A 14974-nucleotide genomic window follows, 5' to 3' on the forward strand; every position below is an offset into this window, starting at 1 on the left:
TAGGGTCACTGCTTCGTAAGGGATGATTTCAATTCCGTATCAAGAACGACGCTGAGGGATTTTGTCTTCGGATCGAAGCGTTGAGATACGACAAACCCCTCCCCGCTCACGTTTAGTTCGAATTTCAGGATTCTTGCTATGCTCAAGGCATCAATTAACGGTAAGCCGGTTAAGTCGGGCGGTGTTTGATTTATCGTCTGATCCGTGAAGAGATAGATTGGAGCAAGTTTATTGATTTTTACGCCAGCGGTCGGATATTGGAAGATGACCTTCTTCCCCGATCCGATTGTTTTGACCATCAATCCGTTTTTATTCAGTTCCTGGATGCCCTTCCCCAAATAACTAGGCATCGTGACAAGTTGTTGATTCCCTTCATCCGTGGGCTGCTGCTCTTTTCTGTCCTCGGGTATTTTTAAGTATTTCAAACTATTCATCATGATCTGTTTGAACACCGGCGCCGCGACTACCCCTCCACCGTCGACCTCGCTGTTTGGTTCATCGACGATTACGATGATCGCTAGTTTGGGATCGCTAACCGGCGCATAGCCAATAAACGAAACGACATGTTTGCCTTCTGCATATTCCCCATTTTCCACCTTGTTTGCCGTGCCGGTTTTTCCCGCTACCGTATATCCGTTCATATAGGCGTACCTTCCGGAGCCAATCACGCGATCCGATACGACTTGTTCCAAATATTGCCCAACCTTAGTTGCCGTCTCTTTCGAAATGACTTGCCGAACTACAGTAGGCTTACTGGTTACAACATTCCCCTCTTGAGGATCCTCGATCTTCTTCACCAGATGAGGCTGCATTAATTTACCGCCGTTAGCAATAGCGCTGATGGCAGCTATTTGTTGAATCGGGGTAACTTGTACCTCCCCCTGCCCGTAAGAAGCAGCAGCAAAGTCCGATGGGTACTTCATGGTAATGACGCCTTTGGATTCGCCGGGCAATTCAATCCCCGTTGGCGATCCGAACCCGAAATTTCTAATATACTGCTCCAGCTTGGCGGGTTTTAACTTTTCATAGCCCAGCTTCACAAACTCCACGTTGCTTGACCGTTTCAGCCCTTCTAGGAAAGTTATCGTTCCCCAGCCCTGCGGGTTAATATCATGAATGGTACGTCCGGGAACCTTGATCGATCCGGATCTATATTTCTCGTTCGGATCAAATAATCCCTCTTGAACGGCTGCAGCTAACGTAACGATTTTGAACGTTGAGCCAGGTTCGTATTCCGACCTGATCGCATGATTATAAAAGGCGCTTAGATCGTTGGCTTTCTCCCAGAATGCATTCGGGTTAAAGCTCGGTATGTTCGCTAAGGCAAGAATATCCATCGTATTGGGATCGGCCACGATGACGGAGGCGCTTTTGGGATTGTATTTGGCTTGCAAGCCTCTCAGCGCATCCTCGACGTAAAATTGAATTTGTTCATCGATCGTTAACGTAATGTTCTTCCCATTGACGGGCTTCTGATAACTTATCGTACCATTTGGAAGTTCGATCGAACTTCCGTCTTGATAAGCAATAATTCGGCCATCCGTTTGTTTAAGCTCCTTATCCAGGCTTTTTTCCAGTCCCATGATCGGAACTCCTTCTTTGTTGACATACCCCAAGAGCTGAGATGCGAGAGAATTATCCGGATAAAAACGCTTGTCCGCTTGTTCGATGACCATGCCTACGTCGGAAGTGGATTTTTCTTTCTGCAATGCCGCTTTTAACTTTACCAATTTATCGTCCATGCCGCTATCCAATAACCACCCGCCATTCCGCACCTCGACCTGCACGAAATAGTTTCCATCGCTCTTCTTTTTGCTAATCAGGCCGTTAAGATACGCTTCGCTGCTCCCCAATAGGAGAGACAACTTTTCTACGATTTCATCTTGCAGATGTAAATGATAAATTCTCTGCGGCTGCAACGATAAATTATAGGCATTGACGTTCATGGCCAGCGGTTTATTATTCTTATCCGTAATCATCCCGCGGTTAGCCGCTATTACGTTATCTTTCGCCCAGGTTTGTTTCGCTAAGGCCAAATAGGTACCTCCCTGCACAACCTGCACCTGAAATACGCGTGCAATTAGAACGACGAACATGAAGGAGAGCAAACCACTCAAGAAAATCGTTCGCTTATTCACTCTTTTTATCATGCTTGATATCACCGCCACCAAAGTTTTAGCCTATTTATCCTTCCATTATTTGACGCTAGTGGAACGAATTTGTTGCACTGAATGCCAGCGTAATCCTATCTCTACAAATTTCAACAAAAAAAGCAGCCGAACGTAATATGCCGGCTGCCGTCGTGATGGTGGATACTTGATCTCTGTCTACTCAATAGACATTCAGAACCATTCGGTTCGTCTTTCATCGTTCCTTCTCCAATTCTCTGTAATAATCGGTTTTCTCGTTTAAAGCCTCTATATTTCCTAGAAGCCGGTCGATGTGCTCCCTGATCTGATGTTTATGTCTCTCCAGCATCTGTCTCCGTTCGGCGACGGTCTCGTTCCCGCGATAGCGCAGCTCGGCGAAACGCTGCATGTCACGGATCGGCATGCCGGTATCCCGTAATCGGATAAGAAATTGGAGCCATTCGACGTCCTTTTCGGAATAATAGCGGTAACCGTTGCCTTCTCTTTCAATGTCGCGGATGAGGCTGATTTTTTCGTAATAACGCAGCGTATGCGCGGATAGACCGGTGATCTTCGTAACTTGCTGGATGGTATGCGTCGTTTTCATATTCGTATTCTATATCAGCATGCGGCGTTATTTCACTTCACCTGGCAGCGTCATGCTGTTCAGCAGGTTCATGCCGTTGATAGCCGTCGGGAATCCCCCATATAGAACCGAATGTGTCATAACTTCTTCCATTTCCTGACGGGTCAGCCCTACGTTGGATCCGGCCCCAAGATGCACGCGCAGCTGCGGTTCCCTGTTCAGCACCGTCAGCATGGCTATCGTTGCAATTTCCCGTTCTCTTAAGGTCAGCTTGTCGCGGCCGTAAATATCGCCGAACCATTCCACGAGAAGGGTTCCCAAATCTCCCAACGGGGCTGCGACAGCCTCTCCTGCATGCCCGTCCACTTTATTCAACATTTCCATTCCGAATTCATACCGATTTTTCATACGATCAGCTCCTCATGTTTTAGCTGATTCTCATTCTAAACTTTAGAGCGCGCTCTAATGCAAGAGATTTATTGAAAATCGTCAGTGACTTCGGAAGGGAGCCTGGGAGCCTAATGCTCTGCGAATGTTACGACGAATATTTCAGTGTTGGTGAAGGTGCAATAGTGGCCAACTGCGAAGAACTATATAAGCGGCTCGCATGGTTGCCGCAGCTGACAAAGGAGAATGGTCCAATGAAAAAGTTTATCCTCTTCGATCATGACGGCGTTCTGGTCGATACGGAATGGTGGTATTTCAAAGCGGGAGAACGCGCCCTAGCCGATATCGGGTTTACCTTGGATAAAGATCAATACCTCCGCGACATGACTCAGACATTTGGCACATGGTCCCAAGCGAGGGCGGCAGGTATGGATGAACGGACCATCGACAAGCAGCGCGAGGTCCGCGACGCCTATTATCAGGAATATCTAAGAACGGAAGCGATAGAGATCGAGGGCGTAGTCGATACGCTCGCCGAACTGTCTAAGCACGTCCGCATGGCCATCGTGACGACTTCAAAACGAGCGGATTTCCAACTGATTCATGAAAAGCGCCAGATTAAGCAATTCATGGACTTCGTTCTTGTTCGCGAAGACTACGAGCGCACCAAGCCGCATCCGGAGCCCTACTTGACCGGCTTACGGCTCTTTGGAGCTGCCAAGAACGAGACGCTGGTCGTAGAGGATTCCAACCGAGGGTTGAACGCAGCCGTGGCGGCTGGCATCGATTGCGCGATTGTCCAGAATGACTTCACGCAGACGCATGACTTCTCGCAGGCCACCTATCGCATCAAGACGCTGATAGAATTAAAGGACATTATCCTGAATGTAACCTGAGAGAACAATCGCCAAATAAAAAAGCAGCTGCCATCGGCAACTGCTCCACGATCCGTTTTTTAGCTATTATCATCCGATACTATCATGACCGTAGGATGCCGACCTACCAATTTAGGAACCTTGCTGCAATAAAAAAAGCTCACGGTAGAGCTGCAACAAATCGGTCTCCTTCTCTACAATGAGATGGGAGAGCTCGTCTATTCTGGATGTTTTGTTTGTGAGTATGCCTTCTTCTTCGCCGACCGTATAGCCGTCTTCTGTGTCCGGGCGTCCTAGAGTTGAATTGATTCCTTCATACTCACTCGTACTAACGCTGTACTCAAATGTGATCGTTACCCATTCATCTGCTTTTTCTCTTCCGAACGTCCGATAGATATGCATGTATTTCTCGAAAATCGAGCTCACCGTTTGCCTGCTGTCCCAGCCGACGACGCCCATGGTATCCTTGGCGAGCAAGACGGCCTGCATGAGCTGGAAATCGTTAAGCTTTCCCCGCGTATTCTCTATTTGGTCGATCTCATGACGGAATACCGTAAAAATCTTATGGAATAACTCCGTTTCCTGAACCATTTCATGCTCCGAAATTAAAGGTCGGTCCATTCTTGCTCATCCCTTCCTTTTTCAACATCGCATTGACCGTGTCAACCTCTTTATAGGTTTCGCAGCATGCCAACGTTTTTAGACCACTTCCAAGCCAAAGGGGCTTGCATGGGACCTGATTCTTCAGTTCGTTTTCGCACAGCGTTTCATCCCAGTAAGGAGAACGATGCATTTTACATGAAGCGTTCTCAGGTGATATACTCCACATGAATCGAAAGGAGGTGACGATATGAGTAAAATCGGAAAGATCGTACTGCTAGCCTTCATTCTGCTCGCAGCCTGTCTGTGTCCCCTGCAGCATTCCGAAGCGGTGCATGAAAGCGGCGTCCAGCTGACTTGGAACCCGAGCAGCGATTCCTCCAACGCGATCGAAGCGTCCGTCTTCCAAAACACCCAACCGGTCTTCCAGCTGGTCCTCTACGCTTTATTGCTATTGGTTCTGTTCGCCTCCGTATCTCCTCCGCAAGCAAGGCTAAGATTCCATGTCCGCTCCTTCATCCCCACGCTTAAGCAGTTCTACATCCTTAACCCCATTAAGTATCAATCCAACTATATGGCCAATCCCCCTGTTCTTCTATGACATTATAGAATGAAAGGGAGTATTTTGATTGCGCAACTATAGTAAAAGACTGCTGCCGTTTACGATAACGGTATTGTTTTTGCTGACTTTTATGTTCACGACCGTTTCCCCGATCATCGGAAATCTAAAGCTAGGGCTTGATCTGAAAGGCGGCTTCGAAATTCTGTATCAGGTTCGGCCGATCGATTCGGGCGGGAAAGTGACGAAGGGATTGCTCCTGGCAACCGAACGGACGGTCGAGAAACGCATCAATATCAGCAAAGTGGCCGAGCCGGATATTACGATCGAAGGCACGGATCGCATCCGGGTGAAAATTGCCGGCGTCAGCGACCAGACGAAGCTCAGGGAACTGATCGGACAGCCCGCTTATCTGACCTTCAAGGACGAACGGGGACGGACCGTGCTGGATGGCCATGATCTCTCGCCGAACGGGGCCGGAATCGGCTATGACAATCTGAACCGTGCCGAGGTGATCGTCACGTTCAAAGATCCCGATAAGCTGAAGCGGGTAACGGAAGCGAATTTGGACAAGCCGCTGTCTATTTTAATGGATGACAAAGTCGTCTCTTCCCCGATCGTGCAAACTGTCATTAACAACGGTTCATCGGCCATCTCAAGCAGGGGCCTGAATGAAGCAACCGAAATGAAGGATCTATTGAATGCCGGGTCGCTCCCCGCCAAGCTTGTCGAAAAGCAGGTCAGTACCGTGTCGCCATCCCTGGGGGAAGAAGCGCTTCAAAAAACGTTATTCGCCGGCTATCTAGCCTCGGCAGCCATTCTGCTCTTTATGCTGGTCGTATACCGGCTGGCTGGACTAGTGGCCAATCTGACAATCACCGGGTTCGCCTACATTTGCTTCGTCTTCCTGGATTGGATGAACGCCGCCCTGACGCTTTCCGGCATCGCCGGATTCATATTGGCCATCGGCATGGCCGTCGATGCGAACATTATTACGTATGAGAGAATCAAAGAAGAGCTGCAGGACGGTAAAAGCTTACGCTCTGCTTGCCGGAACGGGGCGCGGGCTTCCTTCTCGACCATTGCGGACGCCCATCTCACCACGCTCATAGCCGCATTGGTGCTCATGACGATCGGAACCAATTCCGTGAAGGGCTTCGCAGTCGTATTGATGATGACGATCATCGTCAGCCTGTTCACCAATGTGTACGGGTCTCGATTTCTGTTGTGGCTGCTCCTAAGGAAGGACGCGGTCCGCAGTCCCTTATGGTTCGACGCCGGACGGATCCGGCGGAGTTCGAATCAGACGCGGCGGCTGCCGAATTTCGTCAAGTGGAGCAGGCGCTGCCTGATTGTTTCGGCTTTGGTACTCGCAGCGGGCCTAGTCACGATTGGAAGCAAAGGGCTGAACCTGGGGGTCGATTATCAAGCGGGAACCCGATTGGAGCTGTATATCGGCCATCCGTTCGAAACGAATGACATCACGAAGATTCTGCATGAGGAGATACCGTCCGTCGGCATGAAGCCTGTCGTAAAGACCGGCGAGAAAGGAATGTCGGCCGCGACTACCTTCAGCAAACCGATCCCCCTCGCCAAGCTTGACGCCATAGAGGGCAAGGTGAAGCAACAATACGGACAGCAAGCGAGCAAACAGGAATCCACGGTCGATCCTGTCATTGCGGAAGAATCGGTCAAGAAGGCTGTCTATGCCATTCTTATCGCTTCGGGAGGGGTCGTGCTGTATACGGCGATCCGCTTCCACTATTTATACGGAATCGCATGCATCGTTGCGCTGATTCACGATATTTTGCTTCCCGTTGCGCTGTTCTCCGTATTTCGTCTGGAGGTCGACCTTACGTTTATCGCCGCCATGCTGACGATCGTCGGCTATTCGCTTAACGATACGATCGTTATTTTCGACCGGATTCGGCGCAATATGAAGAAAACCGCAATCAGCTCGGCAAGCGAACTGGAAGCGCTCGTGAACCTGAGCCTGCGGCAGACGATGCGCAGGTCTCTCTATACGGTTCTGACGGTTTTTATATCTACCGCGGGTTTGCTGCTGTTCGGGGGCGAAAGCATCCGTTTGTTCTCGCTTGCCCTGCTGTTCGGATTGATAAGCGGCGCGTATTCGTCGATTTTTATCGCCGCGCAAGTATGGCTAATGCTTTACAAGCGTAAGTACTTGTTCCGCAAAGCTTAAACGAAACAACGTCCAACAACGCCTGCTGCGAACGTAAATTCGCGAATGCGAGTATGCGTTCGTAACAGTCAAGTCGGCAATCGTGCGGATCGGCGCTAGGCCTCGCTGTCGCGGACCGATTTCCGAAAGCGGTTCGCGATGAACACGCATACGGCGAGCAGCGGAATGTACCCGAACAATAAACTGGTTCCGGCGTAACGCACGACGGCCCCCAGCCGGTCGATGGCAAGCATGTCATGGAACACTGCCACGATGACGAACACGACCGCGGCCGTGGCCCACAACGATACGCGTCCCGACATCCGCGTCGTGAACCGCAGTATGCGCGTGCAGCTCCATAGAATCAGACAGCATGGCGGCGTAATCACGAATACCCAATTGAAGATATAGAAATAGTCGAATCGATCCAGGAACGTGAACTGAATGATCTTGGACATACCCAGCGTCGGCCAGACCGAATGGCGGAGCTGGCCCATGTTGTAGTAAGCGAAGGTCGCCACCACGAAGACGAAATAAAGCAAGTACGTATGCATCACGCCGATATGCGCCCATTTCTGGGCTTTATCGTTATTTCGAATGAAGGGATAGTACATCAGCAGCAGCTCGACGCCAATATAGAGCGGAAGGCTCTGCGCGGCCGAGTACGCGTACTCGGGCAGGGAGTGATTGAACATGGGCAGGAAATTCCGCCAATCCGCATACTGGAGCGGGATGAACAGCGTTACGATCAACAAGCTCGGAATGAGCACGAACCAGAACGCGGTTCCGGTGATGACTCTGAACCCTCCGCTCGTGATATAGACGAACAAGAGCAGGAAAACCAATCCGATGCGCCAGGTGCCCATATCCGGGAAGACCAAGGCCTGAATGACCTGCGAATACGTAATCAATTGATAACACACGAGCAGCAGCAAATAGAGCAGAAACACACCGTTCAGCAGCGTGCCCAGCCCTCTTCCGAACAGCTGGACGTGTAGGGAAACGAGATCGCCGCGATTCGCATGCTTCAGCACGTAGAACATAAGCAGCACGACGAGGTGCATGGATAGGCCGGTCAACAGCACGGACACCCAGGAATCCTGCTCGGCTCCTTGCGCGATCCTGCTTTGAAAATCGAGTACGGCGACTCCCGTCTGCGATTTGTGAATCATGAACCAGAGCAGATAGGGCGACACGGTCTTGGCGAGCGGGGCTTGATAATTCATCGATTCCTCATTCTCCGGCTCCTGAATTGGTAATATTGACGACGACGTTCACCTGAAAATCCATCGTCGGATAGTCTTCGCGGTAGAACGCGGCCGCCTGCCAGTCCCGCTCCACCGATCTGAACCGCTCGCCGACGCCGAGGGAATCCAGTTTGCCCGCCTGCATTTTCTTCAGCAGCGCCAACAGCTTGTTCTTGATCTGCGACTCGATCGCTTCGGCAAAGGCCCTCGATTCATCCGGAAGGCGAGCAAGGAGATTGCCCTTGTAATTCCTAATGCTCCCGGTCAAGCGTACGTCGTAACGCATCGACTTCGGGGACGTTCCGGGATGAGGAACGGAGCGCGTACGGCCATGCCTTACCGTAAGCACGTAATGCTCCCCTTTATAGGTAAACAGTTGTTCGATCTTCGGTTTCCCTTGCAGCATTTTGAAGAGCGCCATTTCTTCCAGATTCAGCACCAGCTTAAGGCGATCCTTCTTGAACAGCGCGTAACCATCGATGAAGATCTGGTTCTGCTTGTCCAAAGCCAGGCTCGGCATTGATGGATCCTTGCCTTCCGAGTAGAAATCGTGAAGGAAAAAATACAGGTTCGACAGCGGAACGGCGCCGTCGCTCACGTTCTGCCGCACGAGGTTGAACGGCGTGTTTTCCAGCTCCTGGCGGTCGAGGCTGCGGATGATCGATTCGGCGGAACAGGACGAGACGGCGAGCAGCACGTTGCTGCCGAGCGCCGGATCTCGTTCGATCGAATTGACGGCCACGGTAACGCCTTCGGAGGCGATTTGCCGGCTCAAAATAATCGAATCGACCTTGTTGTACCTGATCTTCCGCGGAGACTGACGTTGGAATTGCTCCATGATCAGCTTCGGCTCCCTGCCGCTACCTTTCATGATCGCCAGGCTGCCCTTGCGGTGAATGTAATTCGGATAGGCTACGACGCCCGTGCACATCTCGCCCTCCCGGTCGAACCCGACGGCCACCAGCACGCGGATACGATTAATGACGCTGTCGCTTCCGCAGCCGGCGATCAGCACGGTACCTGCCAGCAGCAGCGCCGCCCGCAGCGATTTAATCCTCATGATCAATGTCGTCCTTCGCCATGTTGGGATGATAGCGTTTCTTGCGAAGCGGGTTCAAGTACAAGGTGCGGTTCGTCGTATGCTGGTAGGAAGAGCGAATCAGGCTGTCCGCCAGATTCCCCCTCCGAAACGGGTAGAACGGAATCATATACGGCGAGTCCAAGCTCTTGAGCCGGAGCAAGTGGGCAAGCAGCAGCGTGAAGCCGACGGCGATGCCGAACCCGCCGAGAAGCGCGGACAGCAAGATTAACGGGAAGCGCAGCACCCGAATCGTATTGGCCATTTTGAATATCGGCGTCGTAAAGGAAGCGAGCGCGGACAGCGCCACGATAATCAGCAAGATATTGCTCGTAAGCGCCGCCTGGACGGAGGCTTCGCCGATCACGATGCCCCCGACGATGCCGAGCGTTTGTCCGATCTTCGCGGGCAGCCGCGCTCCGGCTTCCCGAAGCAGCTCGATGGTCGTCTCCAAGAAGAGCACTTCCATTACGGGAGAGAACGGAACATGCAGTCCCGACAACATGATCGGATGCAGCAGCCGGGTCGGAATCGCTTCGAAATGGTAGGTCAGCACGGCAATGTAGAGCGGCGAAGCAAACAGAGAGAAGAACACGCTCATTATGCGAATGATCCGGAAGAACGACCCGGTAATCCAGGGCAAATAATAATCTTCCGGCGAGATGAAGAAATCCATGAACGTCGAAGGCCCCGACAGCACGTACGGAGAACCGTCGCACATGACGGCCACTTGCCCGGATGAGATCACGTACGAGATGCGGTCGATCCGTTCCGTCGTCAAGAACAGCGGGAACGGCGTATTCGACTCGTCCGCGATCACCTGCTCGAGCATCGCGCTGTCGTAGACGACGTCGAAATCGATCCCGCGAAGCCTGTCCTTCATCTTTTGCACGAGCTCGGGGTTCGTCAAGCCTTCGATATACGCCACGACGATCTTCGTTTTGGACAACGAGCCGAGCGTCATGTCTTCGAATATCAATTGCGGTACGGCGATCTGCTGGCGCAGCAGATGCATGTTGATCTCCAAATTCTCGACGAAGCCTGCCTTGGGTCCGATGACGGCGAATTCGTTCTCGGTATCGTTATTGCTTCGATGGCCCAAGCTTTCGTTCGAGATGTCAATGAGCAGCGTCTCCGCGGGCAGAATGGCCAATTCAATGACAGCAAAGCCCCTCTGCAGCTTCGCGGCGATCTTCTTCGGCTCCGTCTCCACGGACATGTCCTTGAACGGGAGCCGGCCAAGCAAGGCGGACCAATCGCGGATCTTCTCCTGCATGCCTTGCAGGCCAGGCATGAGATGCTCGTATATTTGCCGGTTGTCGGCCATGGAGGAGTAGACGCTTAATGTGATGCGGTTAGCTCCCGCTTCTAAAGTAATCCGCGTAAAGTCGGCGGACTTCCCGACCAAGGCCATGAGTTCGCCCAACGACTCGATCGTCAATGGTTCGGACGCTGCCATGTCCCGATCCGCCTCCTGCCAACGATAGAAATAAAAATTGGAAAATGTTCGAAGATAGTGTAGCCTGCATACGGATTATTATTCCTTTGGGGGCATCTTCAACATGCGGGCGCAAAATAATACTGCATAGTCTCTTCGGCTTCGAGCATAACTAAACCAATCCATCCGGAGCGTACGGATGCTGCAAACGATCATTTACCATAAAAATAATTTTGACATCGCCTGTCCGGCGTCGTATATTATAGACATTACTAATCGACGATTTATCTTATCGTCAATTAAACAAACCAACTAGGAGTGAGCGATATGGAAAAATTGCTTGTTATCAATGCGCATGCTGCCGTCGATTCCCCTACTTCCGTCAGTCTGGAAGTCGGCAACCACTTTATCGAGAACTACCGCAAGCTGAATCCCAACGGAGCGATCGAGCAAATCGATCTGTACGCCGAAGAAATTCCGGAAATCGACAGCACCGTTCTGAGCGCATGGAATAAATTCGCTTCCGGCGGCGAACTGACGGACGAGGAAAAGCGGGTCACCGGCCGCATGAACGAGATTTTGCAGCAATTCAAGAGTGCCAAGAAATACGTCATCGTCATGCCGCTTCATAACTTCAACATCTCTTCGCGATTGAAGGATTACATGGATAATATCCTGATCGCCCGCGAAACCTTTAAATACACGGAAAACGGCAGCGTAGGCTTGCTGACCGACGGCCGCAGCCTGCTCGTCATTCAAGGAAGCGGCGGCGTTTATACGAACGACGATTGGTACACGGACAATGAATTTTCCCACAAATACCTCAAATCGATGTTCAACTTCCTCGGCATCGAAGATTACCAAATCATCCGCGCCCAAGGGACGTCCGTACTCGACAAAGCCGTCGTGCTGGACAAAGCCAAACAAGAAGCTCAAGAAGCAGCCGCTCGCCTAGTCAATACGGTAACGGTTTAACCCGTTCGACGGATTCTTATGTCCAACTCTCAGGCAATTAAATAAGACGGCTCAGAAAGAAACCGCAGGATGCATGACAGCAATGTCATGTCCTGCGGTTTCTTCTCATTGATCCGCCGCTGCTCCGGGTAATAGCGTATAATTAGCATGAGTTAAACGATAATCTAGGAGGCTGCTGCCATGTCACAGGACATTTGGATTAATCTGCCGGTCAAAGACGTCGAGAAATCAACGGCCTTTTTCAACGCGATCGGACTCCATGCGACGAGCTTCGGCAACGAAAGAGCCAAGCTTGCCGTCGGCCAAACCACGATTCTGCTGTTCCCGGACGCGGTGTTCGAGAAATTCACGGGTTCAACGATCGCGGATACTTCCCGCAATGCGGAGGTCATATTTTCCATTGGCGCCGACAGCAGGGAAGAAGTTGATGCCTTCGTTCGAAGAGTCGAGTCCGCAGGAGGAAGCATCTTTGGCAAGCCGAGCGAGAATGACGGCTGGATGTACGGCGCAGGATTCGCCGACCTGGACGGCCATCGCTGGAACCTGCTGTACATGGACGAGAGCAAAATGCCGAAACGCTAGTATGGGAAACGCCGGTAACCTGGTTAAGGTCACCGGCGTTTTTTCATGCCCCGTAAACGTCTCACAAGACTACCGAAGCGAAGCGAACAAAACGAAGACTGCCTTTATCGCTTCGTATGTCTTCAGTTCACGACGATCGCATCGATGAAATCGGTGTTGTCCCCTACTATATTCGTCCCGACGAATTTAATCGTATGGCTGCCCGCCGTCGTCGTGAAGCTGCCTGTCGAGAACGGGGCGAAGCTGCCGGACGAAGGCGTGAACGAGCCGATCAGCGCCGCGTCGCAATAGACGTTGAACGACTGCGTGCCGCCCAGGGAAGTCCGCTTGGCCGCTTGGAAGCTGACCGTATGAGAACCGGCAGACATCGTGATCGACTGGCTGAATTGGCCGGCGCCTTGAACGAAAGCCGTCTGCGAACCTTCCGGCGCATTCGACGCGCCGAACCAGCTGCCGTTATGCTGAACGCCCGCGCCGCTGTCGAACGTCCATCCGCTCGTCATCGGACCGTACGTAATATTCGACGGACTCGATGCTGCAGGGGACTCGAAGCCCGCGTTCGCGACGCTGGCGCCGGGCGCGTCGTACACTTCGACTTCCGCGAGCTGGAGGACGTAATCCCCCATATTGTCCGGCCGCAGCCCGGTCGCGTAGATGCGGATCTTATTGGTCGTGTCCGTCAATCCCCACGTGAACGGCACCGCGGCCCCCGCCGCGGGCTGCGCGTAGCTGGCCTGCGTCACGCGGTCGATCCAGGACGAGCCGTTCCACACTTGAATCTTGAAATCCTTCGGAAACCCGTAGGCCATGTCGGAGCGGTTCGCGAGCGTCACGGTATTAAACGCCTTCACGCTGCCGAGGTCGAGCTCGATCCATTCCGCATGGTCGCTCTTCACGCCGACTTGGCTGGAATATGCCGTGCCTCGGCTGCCGTCCGTCAGATTCGATTTTGCCCAAGGCGCATAGACGCTGTTGACCGTCGTCGTCCCGCCAAGCGCCAAGTTAATCGGACCGGCAGGCATGGCGCGCATCGTCGCGATGTAATTCTTGGTCATGTCCCAATACATCGTCGGATGCAGCAGCCCGTCATGACCCGACCATTTCTCGTCATAGGTCGTGTTCAGATTCGTCGTGTCCGCGGTCCAGATCGCCGAATCTTCGTTGTAATCGTTGAACGCGGTAATCATGACGATCCGCGGCAATGGGTTGCTGAGTACGGTGTTCCAGCTCGCCGTATAGTAGTCGCCGTTGTTCCGCGGAATCGGCGTGGAGCCGACGTGATTGTTCCAGCCCGGGCTTACGACTTCCACCTCGCTGTTCACTTGCGTCCCGTAGGCCGTCTGCCAGCCGTACGTGCCCGCTTCGCTGTTCGAGGCGCGGCGGACCGTGAACTGGCTGCCGTACGTCTTGCTGCCGGCGTACGCGTTCCACTGCGCCAGCGTGTCGCTCGCCCAGTTGTACAGGATGAGGAGCGGCTTGCCGTCGACCTGGTAGTAGTTGCCCGGACCGCCGTATGCGCTGTTATTATAGAAGTTATCGAACACGTAATGCGCTTGGTTCTCCGCGGTAAGACCCACCGAATCGCTGCCGCGAAGCGCGTCGTATACGCCGACGGCGAACGCGTATTTGATTTTCCAACTGTGCGTTTCGTTCCAGATCTTGATGCGCTGGCACATGATGCCGGCGTTGTCGACGACGTAGGCGTTCTCCATCGCGTATCCGGCCATGCCTCCGTTCGTCTCGTCGAACAGCAGGAAGTCGATCTTCGCGTCCGCCAGCTGCTGCAGGTAAAAATCGGCCTGCGCCGTGCTCGTGCTGTCGGGGATCGAGTAGCTGCCGTTCTGGTCGAGCGGGCGATACATGATTGGGAAGCCGTGGCCGAAATTGTTGGCCCAATTGGCGGTGCCGTTGTACGTGATGAACCAAGTGCCGACGTCCGTCGTACCGCCGTTGCCGTTCGTGGACAACGCATACGACCTTTGCGGAACGAAGATCGATATCGCGAGGAGAAGTGCGGCGGCGAGCAAAACCGTCAAGCGGGGCATGCGGGAGCGGGATGGGGACAATGGCATTTTAATTGACCTGCCTCTCTCATTGGTTTGGCGAAGCGGTTGGCGCAGCACCACCTTCTTTCCCGAGCGCATAATAGACGGCAATCAAACATGCTAGCCAAATGAAAGCACTTACATTTACGAGCATGCGCTAATTATAGCACCGCCCCATTTTGCGAAATAGTCCTAAAATCTTCGACGTTTTCGCATGCGTCAATCGCTTGCGGGGGAAGGAACTTGAACGATTGCGTTATAAAAAAATGATGATAATCGCCTGTCCGTCTT

General features: G+C 52.6%; 13 protein-coding genes. 5 read left to right on the forward strand and 8 right to left on the reverse strand.

From position 1 onward, the window contains the following. Window positions 1-5 precede the first annotated feature (5 nt). From GT003_RS15760 to GT003_RS15770, 3 genes are all read right to left on the reverse strand, one after another. Window positions 6-2150 (reverse strand): penicillin-binding transpeptidase domain-containing protein, encoded by a 2145-nt coding sequence (locus GT003_RS15760; RefSeq protein WP_161699407.1) that lies wholly within the window; start codon window positions 2148-2150, stop codon window positions 6-8. A gap of 214 nt (window positions 2151-2364) precedes the next feature. Beyond that, window positions 2365-2736, reverse strand: a complete 372-nt coding sequence (locus tag GT003_RS15765; protein WP_161699409.1) for a MerR family transcriptional regulator — start codon at window positions 2734-2736, stop codon at window positions 2365-2367. A 27-nt stretch (window positions 2737-2763) separates the two neighbouring features. Beyond that, window positions 2764-3123: a carboxymuconolactone decarboxylase family protein gene (locus GT003_RS15770; protein WP_161699411.1), complete on the reverse strand. Its 360-nt coding sequence runs from the start codon at window positions 3121-3123 to the stop codon at window positions 2764-2766. Window positions 3124-3356: 233 nt separating this feature from the next. Between GT003_RS15770 and GT003_RS15775 the strand changes: the two genes are divergently transcribed. Continuing rightward, window positions 3357-3998 (forward strand): HAD family hydrolase, encoded by a 642-nt coding sequence (locus GT003_RS15775; RefSeq protein ID WP_161699414.1) that lies wholly within the window; start codon window positions 3357-3359, stop codon window positions 3996-3998. Window positions 3999-4109: 111 nt separating this feature from the next. Here the strand turns inward: GT003_RS15775 and GT003_RS15780 are convergent, their stop codons facing one another. Next, window positions 4110-4598: a hypothetical protein gene (locus tag GT003_RS15780; RefSeq protein ID WP_161699415.1), complete on the reverse strand. Its 489-nt coding sequence runs from the start codon at window positions 4596-4598 to the stop codon at window positions 4110-4112. Between the two features lie 229 nt (window positions 4599-4827). Here GT003_RS15780 and GT003_RS15785 point away from each other — a divergent pair, with 229 nt between their 5' ends. After that, window positions 4828-5178 (forward strand): hypothetical protein, encoded by a 351-nt coding sequence (locus GT003_RS15785; protein WP_161699417.1) that lies wholly within the window; start codon window positions 4828-4830, stop codon window positions 5176-5178. Window positions 5179-5206: 28 nt separating this feature from the next. Further along, the gene (gene secD / locus GT003_RS15790; protein WP_161699419.1) at window positions 5207-7339 is read left to right on the forward strand and encodes a protein translocase subunit SecD; all 2133 of its coding nucleotides are present in this window, start codon (window positions 5207-5209) and stop codon (window positions 7337-7339) included. 95 nt (window positions 7340-7434) lie between these two features. Here the strand turns inward: secD and GT003_RS15795 are convergent, their stop codons facing one another. Genes GT003_RS15795 through GT003_RS15805 form a run of 3 tightly spaced genes read right to left on the reverse strand, consistent with a single transcriptional unit; the run spans window position 7435 to window position 11102 of the window. Further along, on the reverse strand, window positions 7435-8544 hold the full coding sequence (locus tag GT003_RS15795; RefSeq protein WP_161699421.1) for a GerAB/ArcD/ProY family transporter: 1110 nt from the start codon (window positions 8542-8544) through the stop codon (window positions 7435-7437). A 7-nt stretch (window positions 8545-8551) separates the two neighbouring features. Beyond that, window positions 8552-9625 carry a Ger(x)C family spore germination protein gene (locus GT003_RS15800; protein ID WP_161699423.1) on the reverse strand — a complete coding sequence of 358 codons (1074 nt, stop codon included), beginning with the start codon at window positions 9623-9625 and terminating at the stop codon, window positions 8552-8554. After that, entirely contained in the window at window positions 9615-11102 is a 1488-nt protein-coding gene (locus GT003_RS15805) for a spore germination protein (RefSeq protein ID WP_161699425.1), read from the reverse strand. Before GT003_RS15805 ends, GT003_RS15800 begins: the two co-directional genes overlap by 11 nt. A gap of 306 nt (window positions 11103-11408) precedes the next feature. On the opposite strand from GT003_RS15805, the gene GT003_RS15810 reads away from it, so the two are divergent. Further along, a complete protein-coding gene (locus GT003_RS15810) occupies window positions 11409-12056 on the forward strand; it encodes an FMN-dependent NADH-azoreductase (protein WP_161699427.1) in 648 nt (215 codons plus the stop codon). Window positions 12057-12236: 180 nt separating this feature from the next. Then, window positions 12237-12638 (forward strand): VOC family protein, encoded by a 402-nt coding sequence (locus GT003_RS15815; RefSeq protein WP_161699429.1) that lies wholly within the window; start codon window positions 12237-12239, stop codon window positions 12636-12638. 122 nt (window positions 12639-12760) lie between these two features. On the opposite strand, the gene GT003_RS15820 is transcribed toward GT003_RS15815, so the two are convergent. After that, window positions 12761-14710, reverse strand: a complete 1950-nt coding sequence (locus GT003_RS15820; RefSeq protein ID WP_161699432.1) for a galactose-binding domain-containing protein — start codon at window positions 14708-14710, stop codon at window positions 12761-12763. Window positions 14711-14974: the final 264 nt, after the last annotated feature.

It is taken from the genome of Paenibacillus sacheonensis (genome assembly GCF_009909195.1).
In the GTDB taxonomy this organism is placed as follows: Bacteria; Bacillota; Bacilli; order Paenibacillales; family Paenibacillaceae; genus Paenibacillus_Z; species Paenibacillus_Z sacheonensis.

Excerpts from the sequence above, each read along its gene's own strand:
- GT003_RS15760 (WP_161699407.1), bottom strand. The coding sequence starts at position 2,150 with ATGATAAAAAGAGTGAATAAGCGAACGATTTTCTTGAGTGGTTTGCTC.
- GT003_RS15765 (WP_161699409.1), bottom strand. The coding sequence starts at position 2,736 with ATGAAAACGACGCATACCATCCAGCAAGTTACGAAGATCACCGGTCTA.
- GT003_RS15770 (WP_161699411.1), bottom strand. The coding sequence starts at position 3,123 with ATGAAAAATCGGTATGAATTCGGAATGGAAATGTTGAATAAAGTGGAC.
- GT003_RS15775 (WP_161699414.1), top strand. The coding sequence starts at position 3,357 with ATGAAAAAGTTTATCCTCTTCGATCATGACGGCGTTCTGGTCGATACG.
- GT003_RS15780 (WP_161699415.1), bottom strand. The coding sequence starts at position 4,598 with ATGGACCGACCTTTAATTTCGGAGCATGAAATGGTTCAGGAAACGGAG.
- GT003_RS15785 (WP_161699417.1), top strand. The coding sequence starts at position 4,828 with ATGAGTAAAATCGGAAAGATCGTACTGCTAGCCTTCATTCTGCTCGCA.
- GT003_RS15795 (WP_161699421.1), bottom strand. The coding sequence starts at position 8,544 with ATGAATTATCAAGCCCCGCTCGCCAAGACCGTGTCGCCCTATCTGCTC.
- GT003_RS15800 (WP_161699423.1), bottom strand. The coding sequence starts at position 9,625 with ATGAGGATTAAATCGCTGCGGGCGGCGCTGCTGCTGGCAGGTACCGTG.
- GT003_RS15805 (WP_161699425.1), bottom strand. The coding sequence starts at position 11,102 with ATGGCAGCGTCCGAACCATTGACGATCGAGTCGTTGGGCGAACTCATG.
- GT003_RS15810 (WP_161699427.1), top strand. The coding sequence starts at position 11,409 with ATGGAAAAATTGCTTGTTATCAATGCGCATGCTGCCGTCGATTCCCCT.
- GT003_RS15815 (WP_161699429.1), top strand. The coding sequence starts at position 12,237 with ATGTCACAGGACATTTGGATTAATCTGCCGGTCAAAGACGTCGAGAAA.
- GT003_RS15820 (WP_161699432.1), bottom strand. The coding sequence starts at position 14,710 with ATGCCATTGTCCCCATCCCGCTCCCGCATGCCCCGCTTGACGGTTTTG.